At 72.7% G+C, this 18,765-nt stretch carries 15 protein-coding genes; 6 read left to right on the top strand and 9 right to left on the bottom strand.

What is annotated here, in order from left to right; translation table 11 throughout:
- Positions 1 to 69 precede the first annotated feature (69 nt).
- On the top strand, positions 70 to 2,892 hold the full coding sequence (locus tag ACIQCJ_RS05360) for a YfhO family protein (RefSeq protein WP_402710753.1): 2,823 nt from the start codon (positions 70 to 72) through the stop codon (positions 2,890 to 2,892).
- A gap of 128 nt (positions 2,893 to 3,020) precedes the next feature.
- On the opposite strand, the gene ACIQCJ_RS05365 is transcribed toward ACIQCJ_RS05360, so the two are convergent.
- The 5 genes from ACIQCJ_RS05365 to ACIQCJ_RS05385 all read right to left on the bottom strand — a co-directional run bounded on the left by ACIQCJ_RS05365 (position 3,021) and on the right by ACIQCJ_RS05385 (position 6,883).
- Positions 3,021 to 3,548 carry a methylated-DNA--[protein]-cysteine S-methyltransferase gene (locus ACIQCJ_RS05365; RefSeq protein WP_355337888.1) on the bottom strand — a complete coding sequence of 176 codons (528 nt, stop codon included), beginning with the start codon at positions 3,546 to 3,548 and terminating at the stop codon, positions 3,021 to 3,023.
- Positions 3,545 to 5,188 (bottom strand): AlkA N-terminal domain-containing protein, encoded by a 1,644-nt coding sequence (locus tag ACIQCJ_RS05370; RefSeq protein ID WP_402710754.1) that lies wholly within the window; start codon positions 5,186 to 5,188, stop codon positions 3,545 to 3,547. The genes ACIQCJ_RS05365 and ACIQCJ_RS05370 overlap by 4 nt, the downstream gene beginning before the upstream one ends.
- 134 nt (positions 5,189 to 5,322) lie before the next feature.
- A complete protein-coding gene (locus tag ACIQCJ_RS05375) occupies positions 5,323 to 5,652 on the bottom strand; it encodes a GNAT family N-acetyltransferase (RefSeq protein ID WP_401310391.1) in 330 nt (109 codons plus the stop codon).
- The gene (locus tag ACIQCJ_RS05380; RefSeq protein WP_355337897.1) at positions 5,649 to 5,915 is read right to left on the bottom strand and encodes a DUF2630 family protein; all 267 of its coding nucleotides are present in this window, start codon (positions 5,913 to 5,915) and stop codon (positions 5,649 to 5,651) included. The genes ACIQCJ_RS05375 and ACIQCJ_RS05380 overlap by 4 nt, the downstream gene beginning before the upstream one ends.
- Before the next feature lie 125 nt (positions 5,916 to 6,040).
- Positions 6,041 to 6,883, bottom strand: a complete 843-nt coding sequence (locus tag ACIQCJ_RS05385; protein ID WP_402710863.1) for a MerR family transcriptional regulator — start codon at positions 6,881 to 6,883, stop codon at positions 6,041 to 6,043.
- Positions 6,884 to 7,344: 461 nt separating this feature from the next.
- On the opposite strand from ACIQCJ_RS05385, the gene ACIQCJ_RS05390 reads away from it, so the two are divergent.
- The 4 genes from ACIQCJ_RS05390 to ACIQCJ_RS05405 all read left to right on the top strand — a co-directional run bounded on the left by ACIQCJ_RS05390 (position 7,345) and on the right by ACIQCJ_RS05405 (position 11,215).
- Positions 7,345 to 8,847, top strand: coding sequence for a flavin-containing monooxygenase (locus ACIQCJ_RS05390; protein ID WP_402710755.1), 1,503 nt, complete (start codon positions 7,345 to 7,347; stop codon positions 8,845 to 8,847).
- Positions 8,844 to 9,938 carry an alpha/beta fold hydrolase gene (locus ACIQCJ_RS05395; RefSeq protein ID WP_402710756.1) on the top strand — a complete coding sequence of 365 codons (1,095 nt, stop codon included), beginning with the start codon at positions 8,844 to 8,846 and terminating at the stop codon, positions 9,936 to 9,938. The genes ACIQCJ_RS05390 and ACIQCJ_RS05395 overlap by 4 nt, the downstream gene beginning before the upstream one ends.
- The gene (locus ACIQCJ_RS05400; protein ID WP_391121038.1) at positions 9,935 to 10,855 is read left to right on the top strand and encodes a short-chain dehydrogenase/reductase; all 921 of its coding nucleotides are present in this window, start codon (positions 9,935 to 9,937) and stop codon (positions 10,853 to 10,855) included. Before ACIQCJ_RS05395 ends, ACIQCJ_RS05400 begins: the two co-directional genes overlap by 4 nt.
- A gap of 123 nt (positions 10,856 to 10,978) precedes the next feature.
- Positions 10,979 to 11,215 (top strand): hypothetical protein, encoded by a 237-nt coding sequence (locus ACIQCJ_RS05405; RefSeq protein ID WP_355337909.1) that lies wholly within the window; start codon positions 10,979 to 10,981, stop codon positions 11,213 to 11,215.
- Between the two features lie 126 nt (positions 11,216 to 11,341).
- On the opposite strand, the gene ACIQCJ_RS05410 is transcribed toward ACIQCJ_RS05405, so the two are convergent.
- The 3 genes from ACIQCJ_RS05410 to ACIQCJ_RS05420 form a co-directional block, all read right to left on the bottom strand.
- Positions 11,342 to 15,187, bottom strand: a complete 3,846-nt coding sequence (locus tag ACIQCJ_RS05410) for a S41 family peptidase (RefSeq protein ID WP_402710757.1) — start codon at positions 15,185 to 15,187, stop codon at positions 11,342 to 11,344.
- Positions 15,188 to 15,457: 270 nt separating this feature from the next.
- Positions 15,458 to 16,147, bottom strand: a complete 690-nt coding sequence (locus tag ACIQCJ_RS05415; protein ID WP_402710864.1) for a YdcF family protein — start codon at positions 16,145 to 16,147, stop codon at positions 15,458 to 15,460.
- Positions 16,144 to 17,253, bottom strand: coding sequence for a helix-turn-helix domain-containing protein (locus ACIQCJ_RS05420; protein WP_402710758.1), 1,110 nt, complete (start codon positions 17,251 to 17,253; stop codon positions 16,144 to 16,146). The genes ACIQCJ_RS05415 and ACIQCJ_RS05420 overlap by 4 nt, the downstream gene beginning before the upstream one ends.
- A 185-nt stretch (positions 17,254 to 17,438) precedes the next feature.
- Here ACIQCJ_RS05420 and ACIQCJ_RS05425 point away from each other — a divergent pair, with 185 nt between their 5' ends.
- On the top strand, positions 17,439 to 17,864 hold the full coding sequence (locus ACIQCJ_RS05425; protein ID WP_402710759.1) for an ATP-binding protein: 426 nt from the start codon (positions 17,439 to 17,441) through the stop codon (positions 17,862 to 17,864).
- A gap of 157 nt (positions 17,865 to 18,021) precedes the next feature.
- Here the strand turns inward: ACIQCJ_RS05425 and ACIQCJ_RS05430 are convergent, their stop codons facing one another.
- Complete coding sequence (locus ACIQCJ_RS05430) at positions 18,022 to 18,690, bottom strand: hypothetical protein (RefSeq protein WP_355337924.1); 669 nt, start codon at positions 18,688 to 18,690, stop codon at positions 18,022 to 18,024.
- Positions 18,691 to 18,765 lie beyond the last annotated feature (75 nt).

Consider the following 18,765-nt stretch of genomic DNA (forward strand, 5'->3'; position numbering starts at 1 on the left):
CGCGTTCCTGTCTGTCGGGGATGCCTAATATCTGGCGACATTCACAGAACATGCGTACCGGGGGAACCGATGGCACCTCAAGAAGTCCCTCCGGGAGCGGTCGGCCGCGTGAGGTCCTGGTTCCTCGCCGCGCGCACACGGGCGGCGCTGCTCGCCGCGGGCGTCGCGGCCGTCGCCTTCTGTATCGGGGACGCGGTCGCGGGCAGCTACCCGTTCGGCTCGCGCACGCGCAGCGTCAATGACCTGGGGAATCAGTTCGTCCCGTACCACGCGCACCTGTGGGACCTGCTGCACGGCAGGGCCGACGGCGGGCTCCTGCTCAACTGGCAGTCCGGCTACGGCAGCAGCTTCCTGCCGGACCTCGGCACGTATGTCTCCAGCCCCTTCGCGCTGCTGGTCGCCTTCTTCCCGCGCGACCGGATCGACCTCGCCGTCTACGCCGTGACCGTGCTGAAGATCGGCGCCGCCGCCGCGGCGATGGCCGTACTGCTGCTGGCGCTGCGCCCCGGCCGGTGGTGGGCGGCGGGCGCGCTCGGCGCGTCGTACGCGCTGTGCGGCTGGACGGTGATGCTCGCGTCGTACAACCCGATGTGGCTGGACGGCCTGATCGCGTTCCCGCTGCTGTGCCTGGTGGGGGAGTGGGCGCGGACCGCGCGGCGGCCGTATCTGAGCGTCCTCGTGGTCGCCCTGTGCTGGATCGCGAATTTCTACACCGCGTATATGGCGACGATCGGTGCCGGGCTCGTCCTCATCGCCCGGCTGCTGACCGAGCCCGACCGCGGCGACACGACCGCGCCGGACCGGACCGCACAGGACGGGACCGCACAGGACGGGACCGCACAGGACGGGACCGCACCGGGCGTCGGCGGCCCCGGCGGTACGCGTGCGCCGCGCGAGTGGCTGCGCGCGCTCGGCAGGGCGGCGCGCAGCATGGTGCTCGGCATCGGTCTGTCCGCGCCGCTGGTGCTGACCATCTTCAAGGGGACGAAGCTCGCCTACCCCGGCCTGGTGCAGGAGTTCGAGCCCAAGCCGTGGTCGGACCTGCTCGGCCGGATGCTCCCCGGCACGTACGGCTTCACGACGCCGTCCACGTACATCGACACCGCGGCGCTGCTGCTGGCCTTCGCGCTGCCCTTCCACCCGGCGGTGCCGCGCCGCACGCGCACGGTGTGGACGGTGCTGGTGCTGGTGGTCACCGCGTCGTTCCAGTGGAAGCCGACGCATCTGCTGTGGCACGCCTTCACCACGCCCAACGGCAGCGCGTACCGCGAGACGTTCGTGCTCAGCGGGATGATGGTGATCGCCGGGTGGTTCGCCTTCGCGCACGGTCTGCCCGGCCGGCGTCAACTCGCGTGGGCCACGGGCGTGATGGCGGCGCTGGTGGCCGTCACGCGCTTCGGTGCGGAGAAGGGCGTCACCGGGCAGGGCACGTATCCGCTGCTCGCGCTCGGCCTGGTGGCCACGATCGGCGCCCTGTTGCTGCTGCGCTGGGCGGCGGACCGGTCGCAAGGCGGTGCCGCGCCCACCGGGGCTACCGCGGCCACCGGGGCTTCCGCGCCCGCCAAGGCTTCCGCGACCGCCACGCTGCCCGTGGTGCTGGCCGCCACGCTGCTGATCGGCGCCCAGATCGGGCAGTCGGCGTTCACCAACGCCTGGGACGTCAGGAAGCGGCTGGCGACCATGGACGACTACGGGCAGTGGGGCCAGCGCGAGACGTACCAGTACGACGCCGTCGCGAAGGCCGACGGCTGGCCGGACTACCGCACCGATCCCGGACGCGAACAGACCGTCGGGAACGACCCGTTGATGGTCGACGGCCAGGGCGCGCAGTACTACAGCAGCCTCACCGCCGATGTGTGGACGAAGACCCTGATGGCGCTCGGCGGCGGCTGGACCTCCCGCGGCCGGTCGTTGCAGAGCCTCGACAACCCCGTCACCGACGTCATCTTCTCGGTCGGCGCGCGCGTCCACTCGCGCCGCGATCCGCACCAGGTGCATGTGAACCCGCCGCCGAACGTGCCGCCGACCGTCACCCGGCAGGAGGTGCCGCCGCTGGTGACGATGCGCGACGCCGCACCGGCAGGGCGCTACGGCCTCTCGCCGTACCGGAACCAGGAGTTGCTGCTCGGCTCCGCCGTCTACACCCCGACCAGCGCCGAACTGCGCGACAGCAAGGGCCGGTTGATGCCGCGCACCCCGAAGGGATACCGGGTCACCGGGTACGTGCGGCATCCGCGGACCAGTACGTACTCGCTGCGGACGTCCTGCCCCGCGGGCAGCGAAGTGTACTTCTGGTCACCGGACTTCAAGGGTCAGGTCACGCTCCCCGGCGCCGCGCCGGTCGACTTCCTCGGCCGGATGCCCACCCACCGCGCCGCCGTCGAGCGCCTGGGCGAAGTGCCGCGCGGCGGCGGGAAGTTCGCCCTGAAGGTACGGGCCCAGGAGCCCGGCACCCTCTCCTCGGACGGCGTCGGCTGCCTCGACCGGGGCAGGCTCGCCGCCGCCGAGCGGAAGCTGGCGGCGGGCGCCGCCACCCGCGTCCAGGTGACCGACGACGGCATCAGCGCCCAACTCCCCTCCGGCGCGCACGGATTCGCGGTCGTCGCGGCCCCGGCCATCACGGGCTGGAGCTGCGCCACCGACAACGGCTCCAGGCACCCCGCGCGCTCCTACCTCGGGCTGATCTCCGTGCCCGTCACCGCGGGCGCCACCTCGGTCTCCTGCTCCTTCACCCCGCCCGGCCTGCACCTCGGCGAGGCGATCGGCGGCGCCTCACTGCTCGGCGTCGCGGCCCTCGCGGCGTTCGGCTGGTGGCGCGGGCGGCGCCGCCCCGAGGAGGACGGTGACAGCGAACCGGTACGGCCGGTGCCCGCGGCACTGGTCGAGAGCTGAGGCGGCTCCCGCGCCTCAGAGCGGCACCGGAGACTTCCGCACCTCAGAGCGGTACCGGAGACTTCCGCACCTCAGAGCGGTACCGGAGACTTCCGCGCCCTCAGAGCAGCACCGGAGACTTCCGCACCTCAGAGCAGCACCGGCTGCTGGACGCCGTTCTCCATCGCCAGCAGCCACCGCTTGCGCGGCAGCCCGCCGCCGTAGCCCGTCAGGTCGCCGCCCGCGCCGACGACGCGATGGCACGGCACGATGACGCCGATCGGATTCCTGCCGTTGGCCAGGCCCACCGCGCGGGAGGCGGTGGGATGGCCGAGGATCGCGGCGAGTTCGCCGTACGAGACGGTCTCGCCGTACGGGATGTCGCGCAGCGCCGACCAGACGCGCTGCTGGAAGGGTGTGCCCGACATCGCCAACGGCAGGTCGAAGCGGGTGAGTTCGCCCGCGAAGTAGGCGTCGAGCTGGGCGCGGGCGGCGGCGAAGACGGGGCTGTCGCCGCGCGGGCCGAAGGTCTCCTGCGCGGGGCGGTGCCGCTGCTCGGTCATGTAGAGGCCGGTGAGGGCGCAGCCGCGGGCGACGAGGGTCAGTTCGCCGCAGGGGCTGTCCACGACGGTGTGGACCGGGTGCTCCGCCGAGGGGGCGGGGCGGGTGGCGGTCATGAGGGTGAAGTCCCTTTCTCATCGGTGGTGTTGGGGGGCAGGACGTTGATCGGGTGGTCACCCGTCGCCCACAAGTACTGCGTGGCGTAGGCCCGCCACGGCGACCAGGCGGCGGAGTGCCGTACCAGCGCCGCCGGAGTCGTCGGCAGGCCGAGGTCGCGGGCGGCGTACCGCACGCCGAGGTCAGTGGCCAAAAAGGCGTCGGGGTCGCCGAGCGCCCGCATCGCGATCGTCTCGACCGTCCACGGCCCGAATCCGGGCAGCGCCGAGAGCTGGGCGCGGGTCCGTACCCAGTCGCTGCCGACGTCGAGGTCCAACTCGCCGCTCTCCAGGGCCCGTACGAGCGCGGCCAGGGTGTTCCTGCGGGTCTGCGGCATCGCGAGGGCGGCGGGGTCGAGTCCGGCGAGCGCGGCGGGAGCGGGGAAGAGGTGGGTGAGGCCGCCGCCGGGGTCGGTGACCGGCTCGCCGTGCGCGAGCACCAGACGGGCGGCGTGCGTACGGGCCGCCGCCGTCGAGATCTGCTGCCCGAGGACGGCGCGGACCGCGAACTCCGGCCCGTCCGTGACTCGCGGCACCCGCCGCCCCGGCGCCTTCGCCACCAGCGGCGCGAGCACCGGGTCCGCGGACAGCAGCGCGTCCACCGCTTGCGGGTCCGCGTCCAAGTCGAGCAACCGGCGGCAGCGGCTGATCGCCTGCGCCAGGTCACGCCAGTCGGTGAGCCACAACTGGCAGGCGATGTGGTCGGGTTGGGGCCGCAGCGCCACGATCCCGGTGCCGTGCGGCAGCCGCAGCGTGCGCCGGTACGCGCCCGCCCGCCACTCCTCGACGCCCGGTACCGCGGTCGCGGCCAGGTGCCCGAAGAGATTGTCCGGGGTGAGCGGCCGGCGGAACGGCAGCCGCAGTGACAAGGTGCCGGTCCCCGCGGCCGGACGCCCCTTGGCGACCCGCGCCCGCAGCTCGCTCGGCGACAGCGCGAAGACCTCGCGCACGGTGTCGTTGAAGGCGCGGATGCTGGCGAAGCCCGCCGCGAAGGCCACTTCGCCCATCGGCATCGCGCTCGTCTCGATCAGCAGCCGCGCGGTCTGCGCGCGCTGGGCACGCGCCAGGGCCAGCGGCCCGGCGCCCAGCTCCGCCAGCAGCTGCCGCTCGACCTGCCGGGCGCTGTAGCCGAGCCGCGCCGCGAGGCCCGGCACCCCGTCGCGGTCCACCACCCCGTCGGCGATCAGCCGCATCGCGCGCGCCACCAGGTCGGCCCGCTCGTTCCACTGCGGCGAGCCGGGGCTCGCGTCCGGGCGGCACCGCTTGCAGGCCCGGAAACCGGCCTGCTGCGCGGCGGCGGCGCTCGGGTGGAAGGTCATGTTCTCGGCCTTCGGCGGCACCACGGGGCAGCTCGGGCGGCAGTAGATGCCGGTGGTCCGCACCGCGGTGTAGAACCATCCGTCGAAGCGGGCGTCCTTCGACCGGACGGCGCGTACGCAGGTGTCGAAGTCCGGGACGGCCGCGGCCGACCCGGAGTCCCGGACCGGTCCCCCGGCGGCGTTCCCGCTCGCGGCCCTGCCCGCAGCCGCGACCGCAGCCCCAGCCGTAGCCGTAGCCGTAGCCCTGTCCGTATCCCTGTCCGTATCCGTATCCGTGTCCACGCCACCAGCATCGCCCGTCGTCAGGCTTCCGGTCTGGCGGAAATCCGACATGGACGTCGAGGCGCGTGCGGTGCGGGCGCGGCGGTACGGGCGGTCGGTGCGAGCGGGTTAGGGACGCCCGTACGTACGGGGGCTCAGTCGGAGACGTTGCTCGCCGGTACGTAGAGCAGATCCGCGTACTCCGGGTGCTTGCCGAGCCAGCCCTCGAAGAACGGGCAGATCGCCAGGACCCGCAGGCCCTGCGCGCGGGCGGCGTCCAGGGCGGTACGGGCGAGCGCGGAGCCGACGCCGCGGCCCTCGTAGGCGTCCTTCACCTCGGTGTGGATGAACGCGATCATGTCCGGAGTGCGCAGATACGCGGCCACCCCGGCGATGTCGTCGCCGATACGTGCCTCGTACCGCTTGCTCTCGGGCGCGTCGGTGACCGTGACGTCACCGTGGACGGAGGCGGCGCCGTCGGTCATGAGCGGTAGTTCTCGACGGTGGAGGCCGGGCGGACCTTCGCGTCGCCGGGGTCCTCGCCCGCGTCGGTCAGGGCGCGGCGCTGCCGCAGCAGGTCCCAGCACTGGTCGAGCTCGCGCTCCAGGGCGGCGAGCCGCTCCTGTTCCGTCGCGCCGTCGATGCTGCCTGCGGCGAGCAGGTCGCGCAGCGCCTTCTCGTCCGCGACCATCGCGCTGATCCGGCCCAGAATGGCCTGGTCTGCCGAGGAGTCGTTGGGCTGTTGCACGGGGCACCTCCCGGGTCGGTACGGCCTTGTGGTCCACTCTCGCAGGTCGTGCGGCGGCGCGCTCGCGATGTGCGGGGTGATGTGACGGGTCAGACGCGGCCGGTACGTCGGGCGCGGTGCGTACGTCAGGCGCCGGCGGTGGGTTCGGCCGGGTCCGTACCGATTTTCGTACCGCCGTCCGTACTGCCGCCCACATCGGCTTTCGCGCCGCCGTCCGTACCGCCGTCCGTTCCGCAGCCCGCGTCGCCCTCCGCCCGCTCCGCCTGCTGCCGCAGCCAGGCGTCGATCTCGGCCCGTACCCGCCGCTCCATCGCGAGCCCCATCTCAGCGTCGACGATGTTCTTGGCGAGGGGCCGCAGGCGTTGCAGGGACTCGGCTATGCGGTGGGCCTCGGCGGGCGGGAGGTCGTCCATGGGCCCGATGACGTGGGTGCGGATGACCTGGGTGAAGAGGTCGGCGAGCGCGTCGGTGTGGGCGCGTACGCCGCGTCCGGCGGCGAGGACGGCGGCCAGCGGCACGCCCTCGTGGACGAGGGCGGCGGAGGCGTCGAGCAGGCGGCGGCTGATGTGGATGACGTTCTCGCCGTCGACGCCGATGTAGCCGATGTCGAGGGCCGTCGTCAGATTCTCCGGGGTGACGTCCTCGCCGAAGTAGTCGGCCAGCTCCTCGGGGGTGAGGCGGACCGGGGTCTCCTCCGACCAGGGCGCGGTGAGCGCGCCCTCCAGGCCGAGCAGTTCGGCGACGCCGCCGAGCGTGCGGCCGTTCTCCCACGCGCCGATCAGTTCGGCGATGCCGCCGAGGGTGTGGCCGCGCTCCAGCAGCCCCGCGATGGTCCGCAGCCGGGCGAGGTGGGCCTCGGAGTACCAGGCGATCCGGCCGTCCCGGCGCGGTGGCGGGAGCAGCCGCCGCTCACGGTAGAACCGCAGCGTCCTGACGGGGATACCGGCCGCCTTGGCCAGCTCCTCCACGCGGTACTCGCGCTCGGCCCCTGAGCCGCTGCCGGAGCCGTCGCCCGCGCCGTGGTCCCCCGCGCCGCCGCTTCCGTTGTCGTCCACGCGGCCAGCCTATGTGCTGTTCGGGGCTGTCCGACCCCGCCCCTGGGCAGGTATTCCGTCGTGACATCCGCCGCCGCGCGCCTGGCCGTACGCCCCCGTGTCCGGACCAGTACGCTCCGTCGCGCGCCCCGCCGCCCGGACGCGTACGCCCCCGCCGGACGCCCCGTGTCCTGGCCCGTACGCCCCACCGCGCGCCCGTCGTCCGCCACCGCGCGCCCCGCCGTCCGGGACCCCACGCGCCACCCCGCGCCCCACGTACGGACGACTTCCGCCCCTACCCCTACCGGAGGTAACCCGGCATGGTCTACAGTCCGAACCGTGCCAGTGATTGCTGGCATGATCGACGGGGGCACAATTCGGCGGAAGGCGGTGCCATGGACGAGCTCGAACACGTGCGGGTGGCGGTGATCGGGTCCGGGTTCGGCGGGCTGGGGGCCGCGGTACGGCTGCGGCGCGAGGGCATCACGGACTTCGTGATTCTGGAGCGCGCGGACTCGGTCGGCGGGACCTGGCGCGACAACAGCTATCCGGGCTGCGCCTGCGACGTGCCGTCGCACCTGTACTCGTTCTCCTTCGCGCCCAACCCCGACTGGCCGCGCGCCTTCTCCGGGCAGGAGCACATCCGGGCGTATCTGGAGCGGGTCACCGACACCTTCGGGCTCCGCCCGCACCTGCGGTTCGGCGCCGAGGTGCGGCAGGCCCGCTGGGACGGCGAGGCCAACCGCTGGCACCTGACGACCGCGACGGGCGAGCTGACCGCCGATGTCGTCGTCTCCGCGACCGGGCCGCTGTCCGACCCGAAGATCCCCGACATCCCCGGGATCGAGGACTTCCCCGGGCGCGTCTTCCACTCCTCGCGCTGGGACCACGACTTCGACCTCAAGGGCAAGCGCGTCGCCATGGTCGGCACAGGCGCGTCCGCGATCCAGATCGTGCCGTCCATCCAGCCGGAGGTCGCGCGGCTGACCGTCGTGCAGCGCACCCCGCCGTGGGTGATGCCGCGCGTCGACCGCGGGGTCAGCGCCGCCGAGCGCTGGCTGCACGGCAAGGTCCCGGCCACCGCCAAGGCGCGCCGCGGCCTGCTCTGGCTGATCAGGGAGTTCCAGGTCGGCGCCTTCGTACGGCACCCGAAGCTGCTCAAGGCCGCCGAGCGGATCGCGGCCAACCACCTGAAGCGGTCGGTGAAGGACCCGGAGCTGCGCTCCCGCCTCACCCCCGACTACACCATCGGCTGCAAGCGCATCCTGCTGTCCAACACCTACTATCCGGCGCTCGCGCAGCCCAACACCGAGGTCGTCACCTCCGCGCTCAGCGAGGTCCGCGGCTCGACGATCGTCACCGCCGACGGCACCGAGCGCGAGGTGGACGCGATCGTCTTCGGCACCGGCTTCCACGTCACCGACATGCCGATCGGCGACCGGGTGATCGGCGCGGACGGCCGCACGCTCGCCGAGCACTGGAAGGACGGCATGGCCGCGCTGCGCGGCTGCGCGGTCGACGGCTTCCCCAACCTCCTGTTCATCATCGGCCCCAACACCGGCCTCGGTAACAGCTCGATGATCCTGATGATCGAGTCGTCGCTGAACTACGTCGCCGACTTCATGCGCACCCTCGACGCCACCGGCGCCGCCGCCCTCCAGGCCAGGCCCGAGGCCGTCACCGCCTGGAACGAGGAGATGCAGCGCCGCGCCGCCCGTACGGTCTGGAACACCGGCGGCTGCGAGAGCTGGTATCTCGACGCGAACGGGCGCAACACCACCGCCTGGCCCGGCACCACCGCCGAATTCCGGCGCGCCACCCGGCAGTTGAAGCTCTCCGAATACGAGGTGCTGGCCCCGGTCGCGGGCCGGCGCGAGGCTGTGGAGGCCGTGTCATGACGGTGCCCTACGAGGCGGTACGCGCCCGCCGCGAGCTGACCGTCGTCTCCGCCGACGGCACCCGGATCCACGTCGAGGAGTACGGCCGCGCGGACGGCCCGCCGCTCGTCCTCGCCCACGGCTGGACCTGCTCCACCCTCTTCTGGGCCCCGGTCGTCCGTGCGCTCGCCGCCGACTTCCGGGTCATCGCGTACGACCAGCGCGGGCACGGGCGCAGCGCGTCGCCGCGGTCGCGGGCGGGGTACGGGACGACGCAGCTCGCCGACGATCTGGAGGCGGTGGTGAGGGCTGTGCTGCCGGGGGGCGCTTCGGGAGCCGGCGCTCTCGGAGCCGCTGACGGCGGCGGCGCTGGCGACGGCACCGGTGACGGCTACGACGGTGAGAAGGCCGTGCTGGTCGGCCACTCCATGGGCAGTATGACGATCATGGCGGCCTCCGGGCGTACCGCCGTCCAGGAGCGTACGGCCGCCGTCCTCATGACCAGCACCGGCAGCGCCCGGCTGCTCGGCTCGACCCAGGTGCTGCCGCCCCGCTTCAGCTCCCGGCGCGTCCGGCGGGCCTTCCACCGGCAGCTCCTCGTATCCCGGCTGCCGCTTGGACCGGTCACCCCGGTCTCGCGCGCGGCGCTCAAGTACGGCGTGCTGGCGTCCGGTTCGACCCGCGAGCAGGTGGCTTTCTCCGCCCGTATCGTGCACGCCTGCGGTGCGCGGCAGCGCTCCGAGTGGGGACGGGTGCTCGCCGCGCTCGACCTCGACGCGGAACTGGCCGCGCTCACCGCGCCCACGGCCGTGCTGGTCGGCACCGCCGACAAGCTCACCCCTCCGGTGCACGCGCGCGGCATGGCCGCCGCCCTGCCGAACTGCACCGACCTGATCGAGCTGCCCGGGCTCGGCCACATGACCCCGATCGAGGACGCGGACGCGGTGGTCGCGGCGGTACGGAAGCTGGCCGCGGCTTATCTGCGGGTGGGTGCCGCGTCCGGCGACGCGCGCGCGGTGGACGACCCGCGCACCGACCCGCGCACCGACACGCGTACCGGCACACTTACTGACCCGGTCACCGACACACGGACAGAGGAGAAGAGCGCATGAGCAGCCGTACGGACAGCTCGCTCGACGGGCAGGTCGTGGTGGTCACGGGGGCGGCGCGCGGGGTGGGGGCGCTGCTGGCGCGCAAGCTCGCCGCGCGCGGGGCGACGCTGGCGCTGGTCGGCCTGGAGCCGGACGAGCTGAAGAAGGTCGCCGAGTCGATCGGGGCGCGGGCGGGCTGGTGGACCGCCGACGTCACCGACCGGGCCGCGATGGCGGCGGTGGCCGAGGAGGTCGCCGAGCGCTTCGGCCGGGTCGACGTCGTCGTCGCCAACGCCGGGGTGGCCACCGGCGGCCCCTTCCTCGACTCCGACCCCGAGGCGTTCGACCGCGTCATCCAGGTCAATCTGCTGGGCAGCATCACCACCGCCCGCGCCTTCCTGCCCGCGCTGCTGCGGTCGCGCGGCTATCTCCTCCAGATCGCCTCGCTGGCGGCGCTGACCCCGGCGCCGCTGATGGCCGCGTACTGCGCGAGCAAGTCGGGCGTCGAGGCCTTCGCGCACTGCCTGCGCGGGGAGGTGGGCCACAAGGGTGTCAAGGTCGGCGTCGGCTACCTGAGCTGGACCGACACCGACATGGTGCGCGGCGCCGACGAGGACGACGTCCTGCGCGACCTGCGCTCCAAGCTGCCCTGGCCCACCAACCGCACCTATCCGCTCGAACCCGCCGTCGACCGTATCGCCGCCGGGATCGTGCGCCGCTCCCCACACGTCTACGGGCAGGCGTGGCTGCGCGGCATGCAGTCCATCCGCGGCTACCTCCCGTCCGTCATCGGCGGCGCCCTCGGGCAGCGGCAGATGCGGCAGGTCGAACCCGCCCTCGCCCGCGCGGCCGGTACCCACCGCGGCCTCGTCGGCCGGGGCGGCGCCGCCGACGAGACGGCCCGCTCGGCCGGCGCGACCACGGGACCGAACGCCTGAGCCTCACGCTCCGTGATCCCAAAGTCCTTGCCGCGCTGGGCTTTTCGTCCCGAGATGCGCACTTCGCGCACCCGTGTAAGTCTGGTCGAGGCCCCATCCCCACAGACTCCAGGAGGAGTGATCATGGGCGCTTTCGACCAGTTCAAGGACAAGGCCAGCGAGTTCGCCGACAAGGCCAAGGGCGCGGCCGGCGACCAGCGCGACAAGGCGGCCGAGTCCGCGGACGACGCGCGCGACAACATGCAGCGCGGCACCCAGCAGGACCAGGGGCAGCGGGACCGTCGCTCCGACGTCGAGGACCCGTCGCAGGACCGCCTCGGCTCCGAGTCGAGCGACGCGGACCAGGACGACTGGGCCTGACGTCACGCGAACACCGTGACAAAGAAGGGGCACCCCCTCGGGGGTGCCCCTTCTCCCTTGTGCCCACGGCCCGTTCTCCTGTCCGCCGCGCCCGTTTCTGTCCGCCGCGCCCGTTTCGCGGTGTGTTCAGCGCGGGGGGAGTGGGGGGCGCTGGCGGTTGGGGCGGGTGGTGAGGTCGGGCGGGGTGGCGGCGGGGTGTTCGGCCAGGAGGGCGAGGGCGGTGCGGACCGCGACGTCCATCTGGCCGTGGCGGCCCTCGGCCCAGTCCAGCGGGGTGCGGAGGGCGTCGATGTCGGGGTCGACGCCGTGGTTCTCGACGGACCAGCCGTACGCGTCGAACCAGGCGGCGTTCATGGGGACGGTGATGACGGTGCCGTCGCCGAGGCGGTGGCGGCCGGTCATGCCGACGACGCCGCCCCAGGTGCGGGAGCCGACGACCGGCCCTATGCCGAGGAGTTTGAAGGCGGCGGTGATCATGTCGCCGTCGGACGACGTCGCTTCGTCGGCGATGGCGACGACCGGGCCGCGCGGGGCGTTGCCGGTGTAGGAGACCGGCTGCGCGTTGCGGGTGAGGTCCCAGCCGAGGATGGTGCGGGTCAGCTTCTCGATGACCAGTTCGCTGATGTGACCGCCCGCGTTGCCGCGGACGTCCACGAGCAGGGCGTCGTAGGCGACTTCCATCCGCAGGTCGCGGTTGAACTGCGCCCAGCCGGAGCCGCCCATGTCGGGGATGTGCAGATAACCGCACCGGCCGCCGCTCAACTGCCGTACGACCGAACGGCGTTTGGCCACCCAGTGCTGGTAGCGCAGCGGGCGTTCGTCGATCAGCGGGACGACGGCGACGCGGCGGGGCGCGCCGCGGCGGCCCGGTCCGACGAAGGTCAGCTCGACGGTGGTGCCGCCCGCGCCCGCCAGCAGCGGATACGGTCCCGCGTCCGGGTCGACCGGCCGCCCGTCGATGTGGGTGAGCACCGCGCCCTCGCGGATGCCCGTACCGGCCAGCGGCGAACGGGCCTTGGAGTCCGACGACTCGCCCGGCAGGATCCGTACGACCGACCACGTACCGTCCTTGCCGTGCTGGAAGTCGGCGCCGAGCAGGCCGATGGGGCGCTGGTAGTGCGGCGGGCCCTCGTTGCGGCGGGCGGGGGCGACGTACGCGTGCGACGTGCCCAGTTCGCCGAGGACTTCGCGCAGCAGGTCGGCGAACTCGTCGGGCGTGGCGACGCGTTCGACCAGCGGGCGGTACTGGTCGAGGATCGCGGGCCAGTCGACGCCGCACATGTCGGGCGCCCAGAAGTAGTCGCGGATCAGCCGCCCGGCCTCCGCGTACGACTGCCGCCACTCGGCCGTCGGGTCCACCTCGTGCAGGATGCGGCGCATGTCGACATAGACCGTCGAGTCGTCGTCGCCGCGTTCGGTGGCGGGCAGGACGGCCAACTCGCCCTCGTCGAAGACCGCCAGGCGCTGGCCGTCGCCGCTGACCGCGTACCAGTCCATGTGGTGGACCAGCTCGGTCCGCTTGGACTTGGTCAGGTTGTAGTACTCCAGCGTCGGGCGGGCGGAGGGGTCGGTGGGGTTGGCGAAGGTCTCGCCGAGCGCGCCGGAGATCGGCCAGCGCAGCCAGACCAGGCCGTTGTGCACGGGCTCCAGCGCCGAGTACTTCGACGCGGGGACGGGGAAAGGCGTCACCCGGTTCGCCAGGCCCTCCACCTCGACGACCACCGGGCCGTCGCCGCCGCCGCTCTCGCCCGGGTCGAGACCGCCGCCGATGGGACGGCCGTCGACCGGCAGCGCGAAGGGTGACGGCGTCGCCGAGTTCAGCGGCACCAGATACGGGCGGCAGCCGAGCGGGAACGACAGGTCGCCGGTATGAACGTCGTACACCGGGTCGAAGCCGCGCCACGACAGGAACGCGAGGTAGCGGCCGTCGCGGGTGAAGACGGGCTGCTCGTCCTCGAAGCGGCCGTTGGTGACGTCGATGATCGACTGGTCCGACAAGCGGGCGATCTTCACCGAGCGCAGACTGCGGCCGATACCGGGGTGCGACCAGGTCAGCCACGCCGAGTCGGGGGAGAAGGCCAGGTCGCGGACGGGGCCGTTGGTGGAACGGATCAGCTCGTCGACAGCGCCCGCCATGGTGCGGCCGTCGGTTGTGTGATCGTCCAGCGGTACGCGGCGTACGCCGTTTCGCGTGCCGTCACCCGCGCCGCCGGGCTCGTCGCCCGCGTCGCCCATCTCGCCCATCTCGCGCACGCCGCGTACGTCGGCCCGTACGTCGTCCCCTAGGCCGTACGGGTCATCGCCCTCGTCACCGTCCGAGTCGTCCTCCGCCTCGCCGGTCGTCACCAGCAGCAGGCGGCCGTCGTTCGTGGCGACGGCCAGCGTGCCGCCGTCGGGGGAGGAGACCAGCTCCAGGACGCGGCCGAGCTTGCCGACGGCGAGGCGGGTGGGGCGGTCCGGCTCGTGGCCGCCGCCGGTGACGTCGTCGTCCGTGTACACATCGGTGTCGGGCGATTGGCCGTCCGAGCCGAGGGTACGGGTGGGGCCTTCGCCCTTGCCGCGGCCGGCCGCGGGGTCCGTGTAGACCGTGCTCGAACGGCTGACGTCCGCGTCGCCCTTGCCGCCACCGGCCTTGCTCCCGCCGCCCACCCCGCCACCGGCCTTGCCTCCGCCTGCTGTGCCGCCACCGCCCGCCCCGCCGCCTGCCCCGCCGTCCGCCTTGTCGCCACCCGCGACCGGCACCACATCGGTCAGCTCCTCCGTCACCTCGGTGACGTCCTCCGCCTCCGTCACCTGCGCCTTCGCGTCCGCCGCCGCGGAATCCCGCGCGCCGCCGCGGATCGCCGTCCGCGACGCCCGCCCCGGCAGGTGCGCCAGCTCGATCCCGTCCTCGCCCTCCGCGTCCGTGACGAAGGCGACCAGCCCGGTGTCGCCGAGCATCTCCGGCAGCCGGACCCGCGCGCCGGGCTCGTCGGCGATCGTCCGGGCCGGGCCGTCGCGGTGCGTGAGCCAGTAGAGGCTGCCGCGTACGCAGACGGCGCTGGCCCGGCCCGTACCGTCCATGGCCAGGCTGTCCAGATTCGAGGCCGCGGGCACCTGGTACGGGCGCTGCCCGCTCCTCGCACCGCCCAGCCGGATGTCCAGGCGGCGCGGCCGGGCGTCGGGCGCCGCCAGGTCCTCCACCAGCCACAGCTCGCCCGCGCACTGGTACACCACCCGCCGGCCGTCGGTGGCGGCGCTGCGGGCGTAGAACTCGGCGTGGTCGGTGTGCCGCCGCAGATCCGTACCGTCCGGGTGGCACGAGTACAGATTGCCGATGCCCTCGTGGTCGGAGAGGAAGGCGATCCGGCCCGACACGAACATCGGCGACGCCAGGTGACCGTCGATGTCCGGAACCAGCCGCTCGCCGTGCAGCCACAGCCGCCCCGTCGCGCCGCCGCGGTACCGCTTCCACGCGTGCGGCTCGTGCGGCGGCGTCCCCGTCAACAGCAGGGTGCGGCGCTCACCCGGCTCCCCGTTCTCGTCGCACACCGCGATGTCCGACACCGGCCCCCACGGCAGCGGGCCGCCGGGCCCGCCGTCCACCGGCACGCTGTGCGCCCACGTGTGGTACGCGAACGGCTGCCCGTGCGACGACACCGCCAGCACCTGGCCGTCCGGCGTCCACGAGCACACCCGGGTGTCGGAGCTGCCCCAATACGTCAGCCGCCGCGACTCCCCGCCGTCCGTCGGGACCAGATACACCTCGGGGTCCAGGCTCCGCCAGGTCGTGAACGCGATGGTCGAACCGTCGGGCGACAGCCGCGGCGGCCCCACCCGCGTCCGGTCCGCCGTCACCCGCCACGCCCGCCCTGGCGACCCCCCGGCCGCCCCCAGCGGGGCCACCCAGATGTCGTCCTCGGCGGCGAAGCTGAGCAGGTCGCCGTGGAGATGCGGGAATCGGAGGTACGCGCCGTCGCTCACCCCTCCCATGGTTCGGCCCCCGGAAACCCCCGGCAACTTTTCGCCACCTTGCGCCCCCGCCTCGCCCCCGTCCGCCGCCCATGCGCCCCGCCCCGGGAGCCCCGGGGGACCCCGTCCCACAGACCTTGGCCAGACGGCGGCGTCAGGCGGTCCCCACCGCCAGCAGGTGCGATGCGGCGGACAGCAGCTCCGGCGTCGACTCGTCGAATACCGCGCCGTGGACATCCAGGATCCCGGACCCCACGTGCGGTCCGGTCGCCGTGCGTCCTCTCCGTCCGCTCAGACGCGCGCCAGGCGGCTGACGAATCCGGCGGCGATCAGTCGTTCGTATGCGGTGCGTACGTTCCGCGGGACGTGCTGGGCGACAGCGAATCCGAGCTTCGGGTATTCGATCACCCGCTGCAGGTCTCCGACGATCATGTCGACGACGAGTTTGTCGTCGCCGATGCTCTTCAGATAGTCGTCGAATTCCAGACGTTCCGAGGCGCACAGCACGTCCACCTCGGGCCAGAGTTTCCTGGTCGTGGCATACGAGCGGCGTTCCGCGTACGGCTTGCAGATCAGCAGAACCGTCTTTGGGCTGAATCCGGCGGCTGCCAGTACCTCACGCGAAAAGGTGATGTTCTGGCCGGTGTTCCCGGCCCTGGGCTCCACGAGGATCGCGTCGTCCGGTACACCGAGGCCGACGGCGTGCTCCCGGTAGTGGACGGCCTCCCCGCGCGGGAAACGTGCGACTGTCGTGGGGCTGTTCCCGCCGCTGAATACGACGACGGGAAACAGCCCTTCCCCGTAGAGCTCGGCCGCGCGTGTCGCCACCCCGAGGTCATGACTGCCGAGACCGATCGCCGCGTCGCACGGACGGGGTTCGTGCCTCAGCAGATGGAAGTCCCACATCAGCTTGGCGTCGCTCCACTGCCCATCGGTGATGGCGCGCGGCTCGCGCTCCGGCACACGTACTCCCGGTTTCATTGCCACGGGGACCGTGGCGGCACAACGTTCGGCACGACGTCCTCCGACCGCCGGATTCCCTCGATGCTACGTAGTTGGTGTCCCAAGCCGTAACGGCCGGCCACCTCCGCCGCCTCGTTGAGTATGGCCAGACCGCTGTCGCGGGTGTTCGGGTCGGACATGAGGACGTGCCCGTGCGCGGTGCTCAACCGCACGCGCTGCAAGGGGGAGTCACCGCTTCCGCCGGATCGCGCGATGTCGATGTGCCGCAGCGCCTTCGTGAGACCGCCCTTCGCGCGGTGGGCGAGTGCGATCTTCTGGTGGGCCACCGACCAGTCGCCGGGTTCAGCGAGGTCCTCGAATTCACGGGCGGCCTCCGTCATGACCTTCACGGCGCGGTCGTTGTCACCGAGTTTGCTGGCCGACCTGCCCAGCCACAGCCGGGACCGGGACCGGTCGCGTCCGCTGAGGCGCCCGTCGCACGTCAGCCGCTCGTACGTCCGGCTGGCCTGCTCGACCTTCCCCGACATCTCGTCCACGAGCGCGAGCGACAACTCGGTCTGTGCGAGACGTCGTGGGATATCGAGCCCGGAGAACAGACCGTTCGCGATGCTGTACGCGTGACGGGCCGACAGCGGTCCCCACAGAACTCCCCGGTCGCGTCGCAGGTCGCCGAGCAGGGCGGTGGACCGGGCAAACAGATACAGCCCTCGGTCGTTCGCCTCACCTTCCACGAAGTGGTCCAGCCGGCGATGGAGCAGATTCCCGGCGACGGCGAAATCCTGATGCGACAACGCGATGATGACCCGGTCGAGATCATCGGCCCACGACTCGTACTCCCACGCTTGCGGCACGGTGGGCGGTGTGTGCCGTTGTGAACGTGTCGTCACGGCTTCCGAGAGATTCCTCGCGAAGCGCGCATGGGTGTCGGCGCTCGCGCGGGCAAGGGCGGTGTCGAGAATGGCCTGGGTGTCGGGGCGAGGTTCCGTCTCGGTGAGCAGCTTCTCCCACTTGGAGACCGTGCGAATTCCGACGCCCAGATGTTCGGCGAAAGCGCGGACGCTCAACCGTAAAGCGCTACGCAGGGCTCGGGCCTCAAGCCCGGTCCAGTGGTGCACCGTCGCCACACGTCACTCCCTTCTTCCCGCCATGGAAGCACGGCGCAGGTGTACAGGGGGACGGAAGTACGACGGAAGTGCAACAGGAAGACATTTCGCGGAGATCGCGGCCCGCCCAGGATCAGATACGGCGCGGCCTCCCGGTCCACGCGTCGACCGCACTTCCCGTCACCACCTGAACCGTGAGGTCTGCCATGGCCGAGTCAGCACAGAAGTTCTTCGACGCGAAACGTGAATCGGTCGGGCTGGCGCGCGAATTCGCCGCAGGGGCTCTGAGGGCATGGGGGTTGTCGCCTGTCGTTGACGACGTGCGGTTGTGCGTATCGGAGTTGGCGTCGAACGCGTTGGCGCACGGGACGCGGCGGGGGCACGGGTTTTTGGTGCGGGTGGTGGTGGAGGACGGGTGCGTACGGCTGGAGGTGCATGACAGTCGTGACGAGGAGGGGGAGCGGAGGCCGCGGGTGTGCGAGCCCGGCGCGGCGGATGTACGGGGGCGGGGGCTGTTGATCGTCGCGGCGGTCGCGGACGGGTGGGGGGTCGAGGGGCGGGAGCCGTTCGGGAAGGTGGTGTGGGCGCGGTTCAAGGAGGTGGCTTCCGGGCCCGCGGGCGGCCAGGGGTAATGCGGGGGGCCAGGGGTGGGTGGTGCGGGAAGACCCGGTCGAGGCCGGGCGCAGCTCGTCGCCATCGCCTACCGCGCGGGCCTGGCCCACGCCGCCCCGGAGAGCGGCGCGGACGGCCGTACGTGGTCAGGTGGTGGGGCTACGGCTACGGCTACGGCTACGGCCGCGGGTAGCCGATGGCCGCGATGTCGTCGGCCAGTTCGGGGAGCGTGAGGTCGGGGTTGAGCGTGGTGACGACCTCGGCGGTCAGCGGGCGCAGGGCGAGGACGTGGTGGACGGGAGCGGGGGCGACCGGGACCTCGTAGTAGTCCTCGGCGAAGGCGCGGTAGGCGTCGGCGTCGCGGTCGGTGAGCAGCGGGAAGAGGAGTCCGGCGCCGTCGGGGTCGCCGTCGGGCGCGTCGGGGAACTCGATGGCGCCGCCGGTCCGCCACGCGGTGTCGGCGGCCTGCCGCCAGAGGCAGGCGGTGACGACGGGCATGCCGTCCTCGTCGCTGAAGGCGGGCTCCTCGACGCAGGGGCGGAAGACGGCGGGGACGTCGTCGAGGACACCGGGCCACGGCCCGTCCTCGACGTAGGGGCTCATCCGGGACTCGTGGGCGAAGCCGCGGACGTAGGCACCGAGGGGGGAGAAGACGATGGAGTATTCGTCGCCCGAGCCGTTGCTCATGGAGGCCATCTCCTCGACGTCCGACCAGTGCGCGTCGAAGGAGTAGAAGCGGCTCTCCCACGACGGGCTGAGTATCGCCTCCAGCATGGCCAGCGCGCGGCAGTGGTCACGGAGCACGGGGATGGCGGGGAGCCGCCGGGCGGTGTCGTAAACGGTCACGGCGGCGACCGTACGCCGTCCGGCGGCCGGTCCCGATGCCGGGTCCGGCGCGGCGGTGTAAGACCCGCCGCGCCA

The sequence above is a fragment of the Streptomyces sp. NPDC093221 genome (genome assembly GCF_044753885.1).
In the GTDB taxonomy this organism is placed as follows: domain Bacteria; phylum Actinomycetota; class Actinomycetes; order Streptomycetales; family Streptomycetaceae; genus Actinacidiphila.

Bases quoted from the DNA above. Each gene is read 5' to 3' on its own strand.
- ACIQCJ_RS05360 (WP_402710753.1), top strand. From the start codon at position 70: ATGGCACCTCAAGAAGTCCCTCCGGGAGCGGTCGGCCGCGTGAGGTCC.
- ACIQCJ_RS05365 (WP_355337888.1), bottom strand. From the start codon at position 3,548: ATGACCGCCACCCGCCCCGCCCCCTCGGCGGAGCACCCGGTCCACACC.
- ACIQCJ_RS05375 (WP_401310391.1), bottom strand. From the start codon at position 5,652: ATGACCGACGGCGCCGCCTCCGTCCACGGTGACGTCACGGTCACCGAC.
- ACIQCJ_RS05390 (WP_402710755.1), top strand. From the start codon at position 7,345: ATGGACGAGCTCGAACACGTGCGGGTGGCGGTGATCGGGTCCGGGTTC.
- ACIQCJ_RS05395 (WP_402710756.1), top strand. From the start codon at position 8,844: ATGACGGTGCCCTACGAGGCGGTACGCGCCCGCCGCGAGCTGACCGTC.
- ACIQCJ_RS05400 (WP_391121038.1), top strand. From the start codon at position 9,935: ATGAGCAGCCGTACGGACAGCTCGCTCGACGGGCAGGTCGTGGTGGTC.
- ACIQCJ_RS05405 (WP_355337909.1), top strand. From the start codon at position 10,979: ATGGGCGCTTTCGACCAGTTCAAGGACAAGGCCAGCGAGTTCGCCGAC.
- ACIQCJ_RS05410 (WP_402710757.1), bottom strand. From the start codon at position 15,187: ATGGGAGGGGTGAGCGACGGCGCGTACCTCCGATTCCCGCATCTCCAC.
- ACIQCJ_RS05415 (WP_402710864.1), bottom strand. From the start codon at position 16,147: ATGAAACCGGGAGTACGTGTGCCGGAGCGCGAGCCGCGCGCCATCACC.
- ACIQCJ_RS05425 (WP_402710759.1), top strand. From the start codon at position 17,439: ATGGCCGAGTCAGCACAGAAGTTCTTCGACGCGAAACGTGAATCGGTC.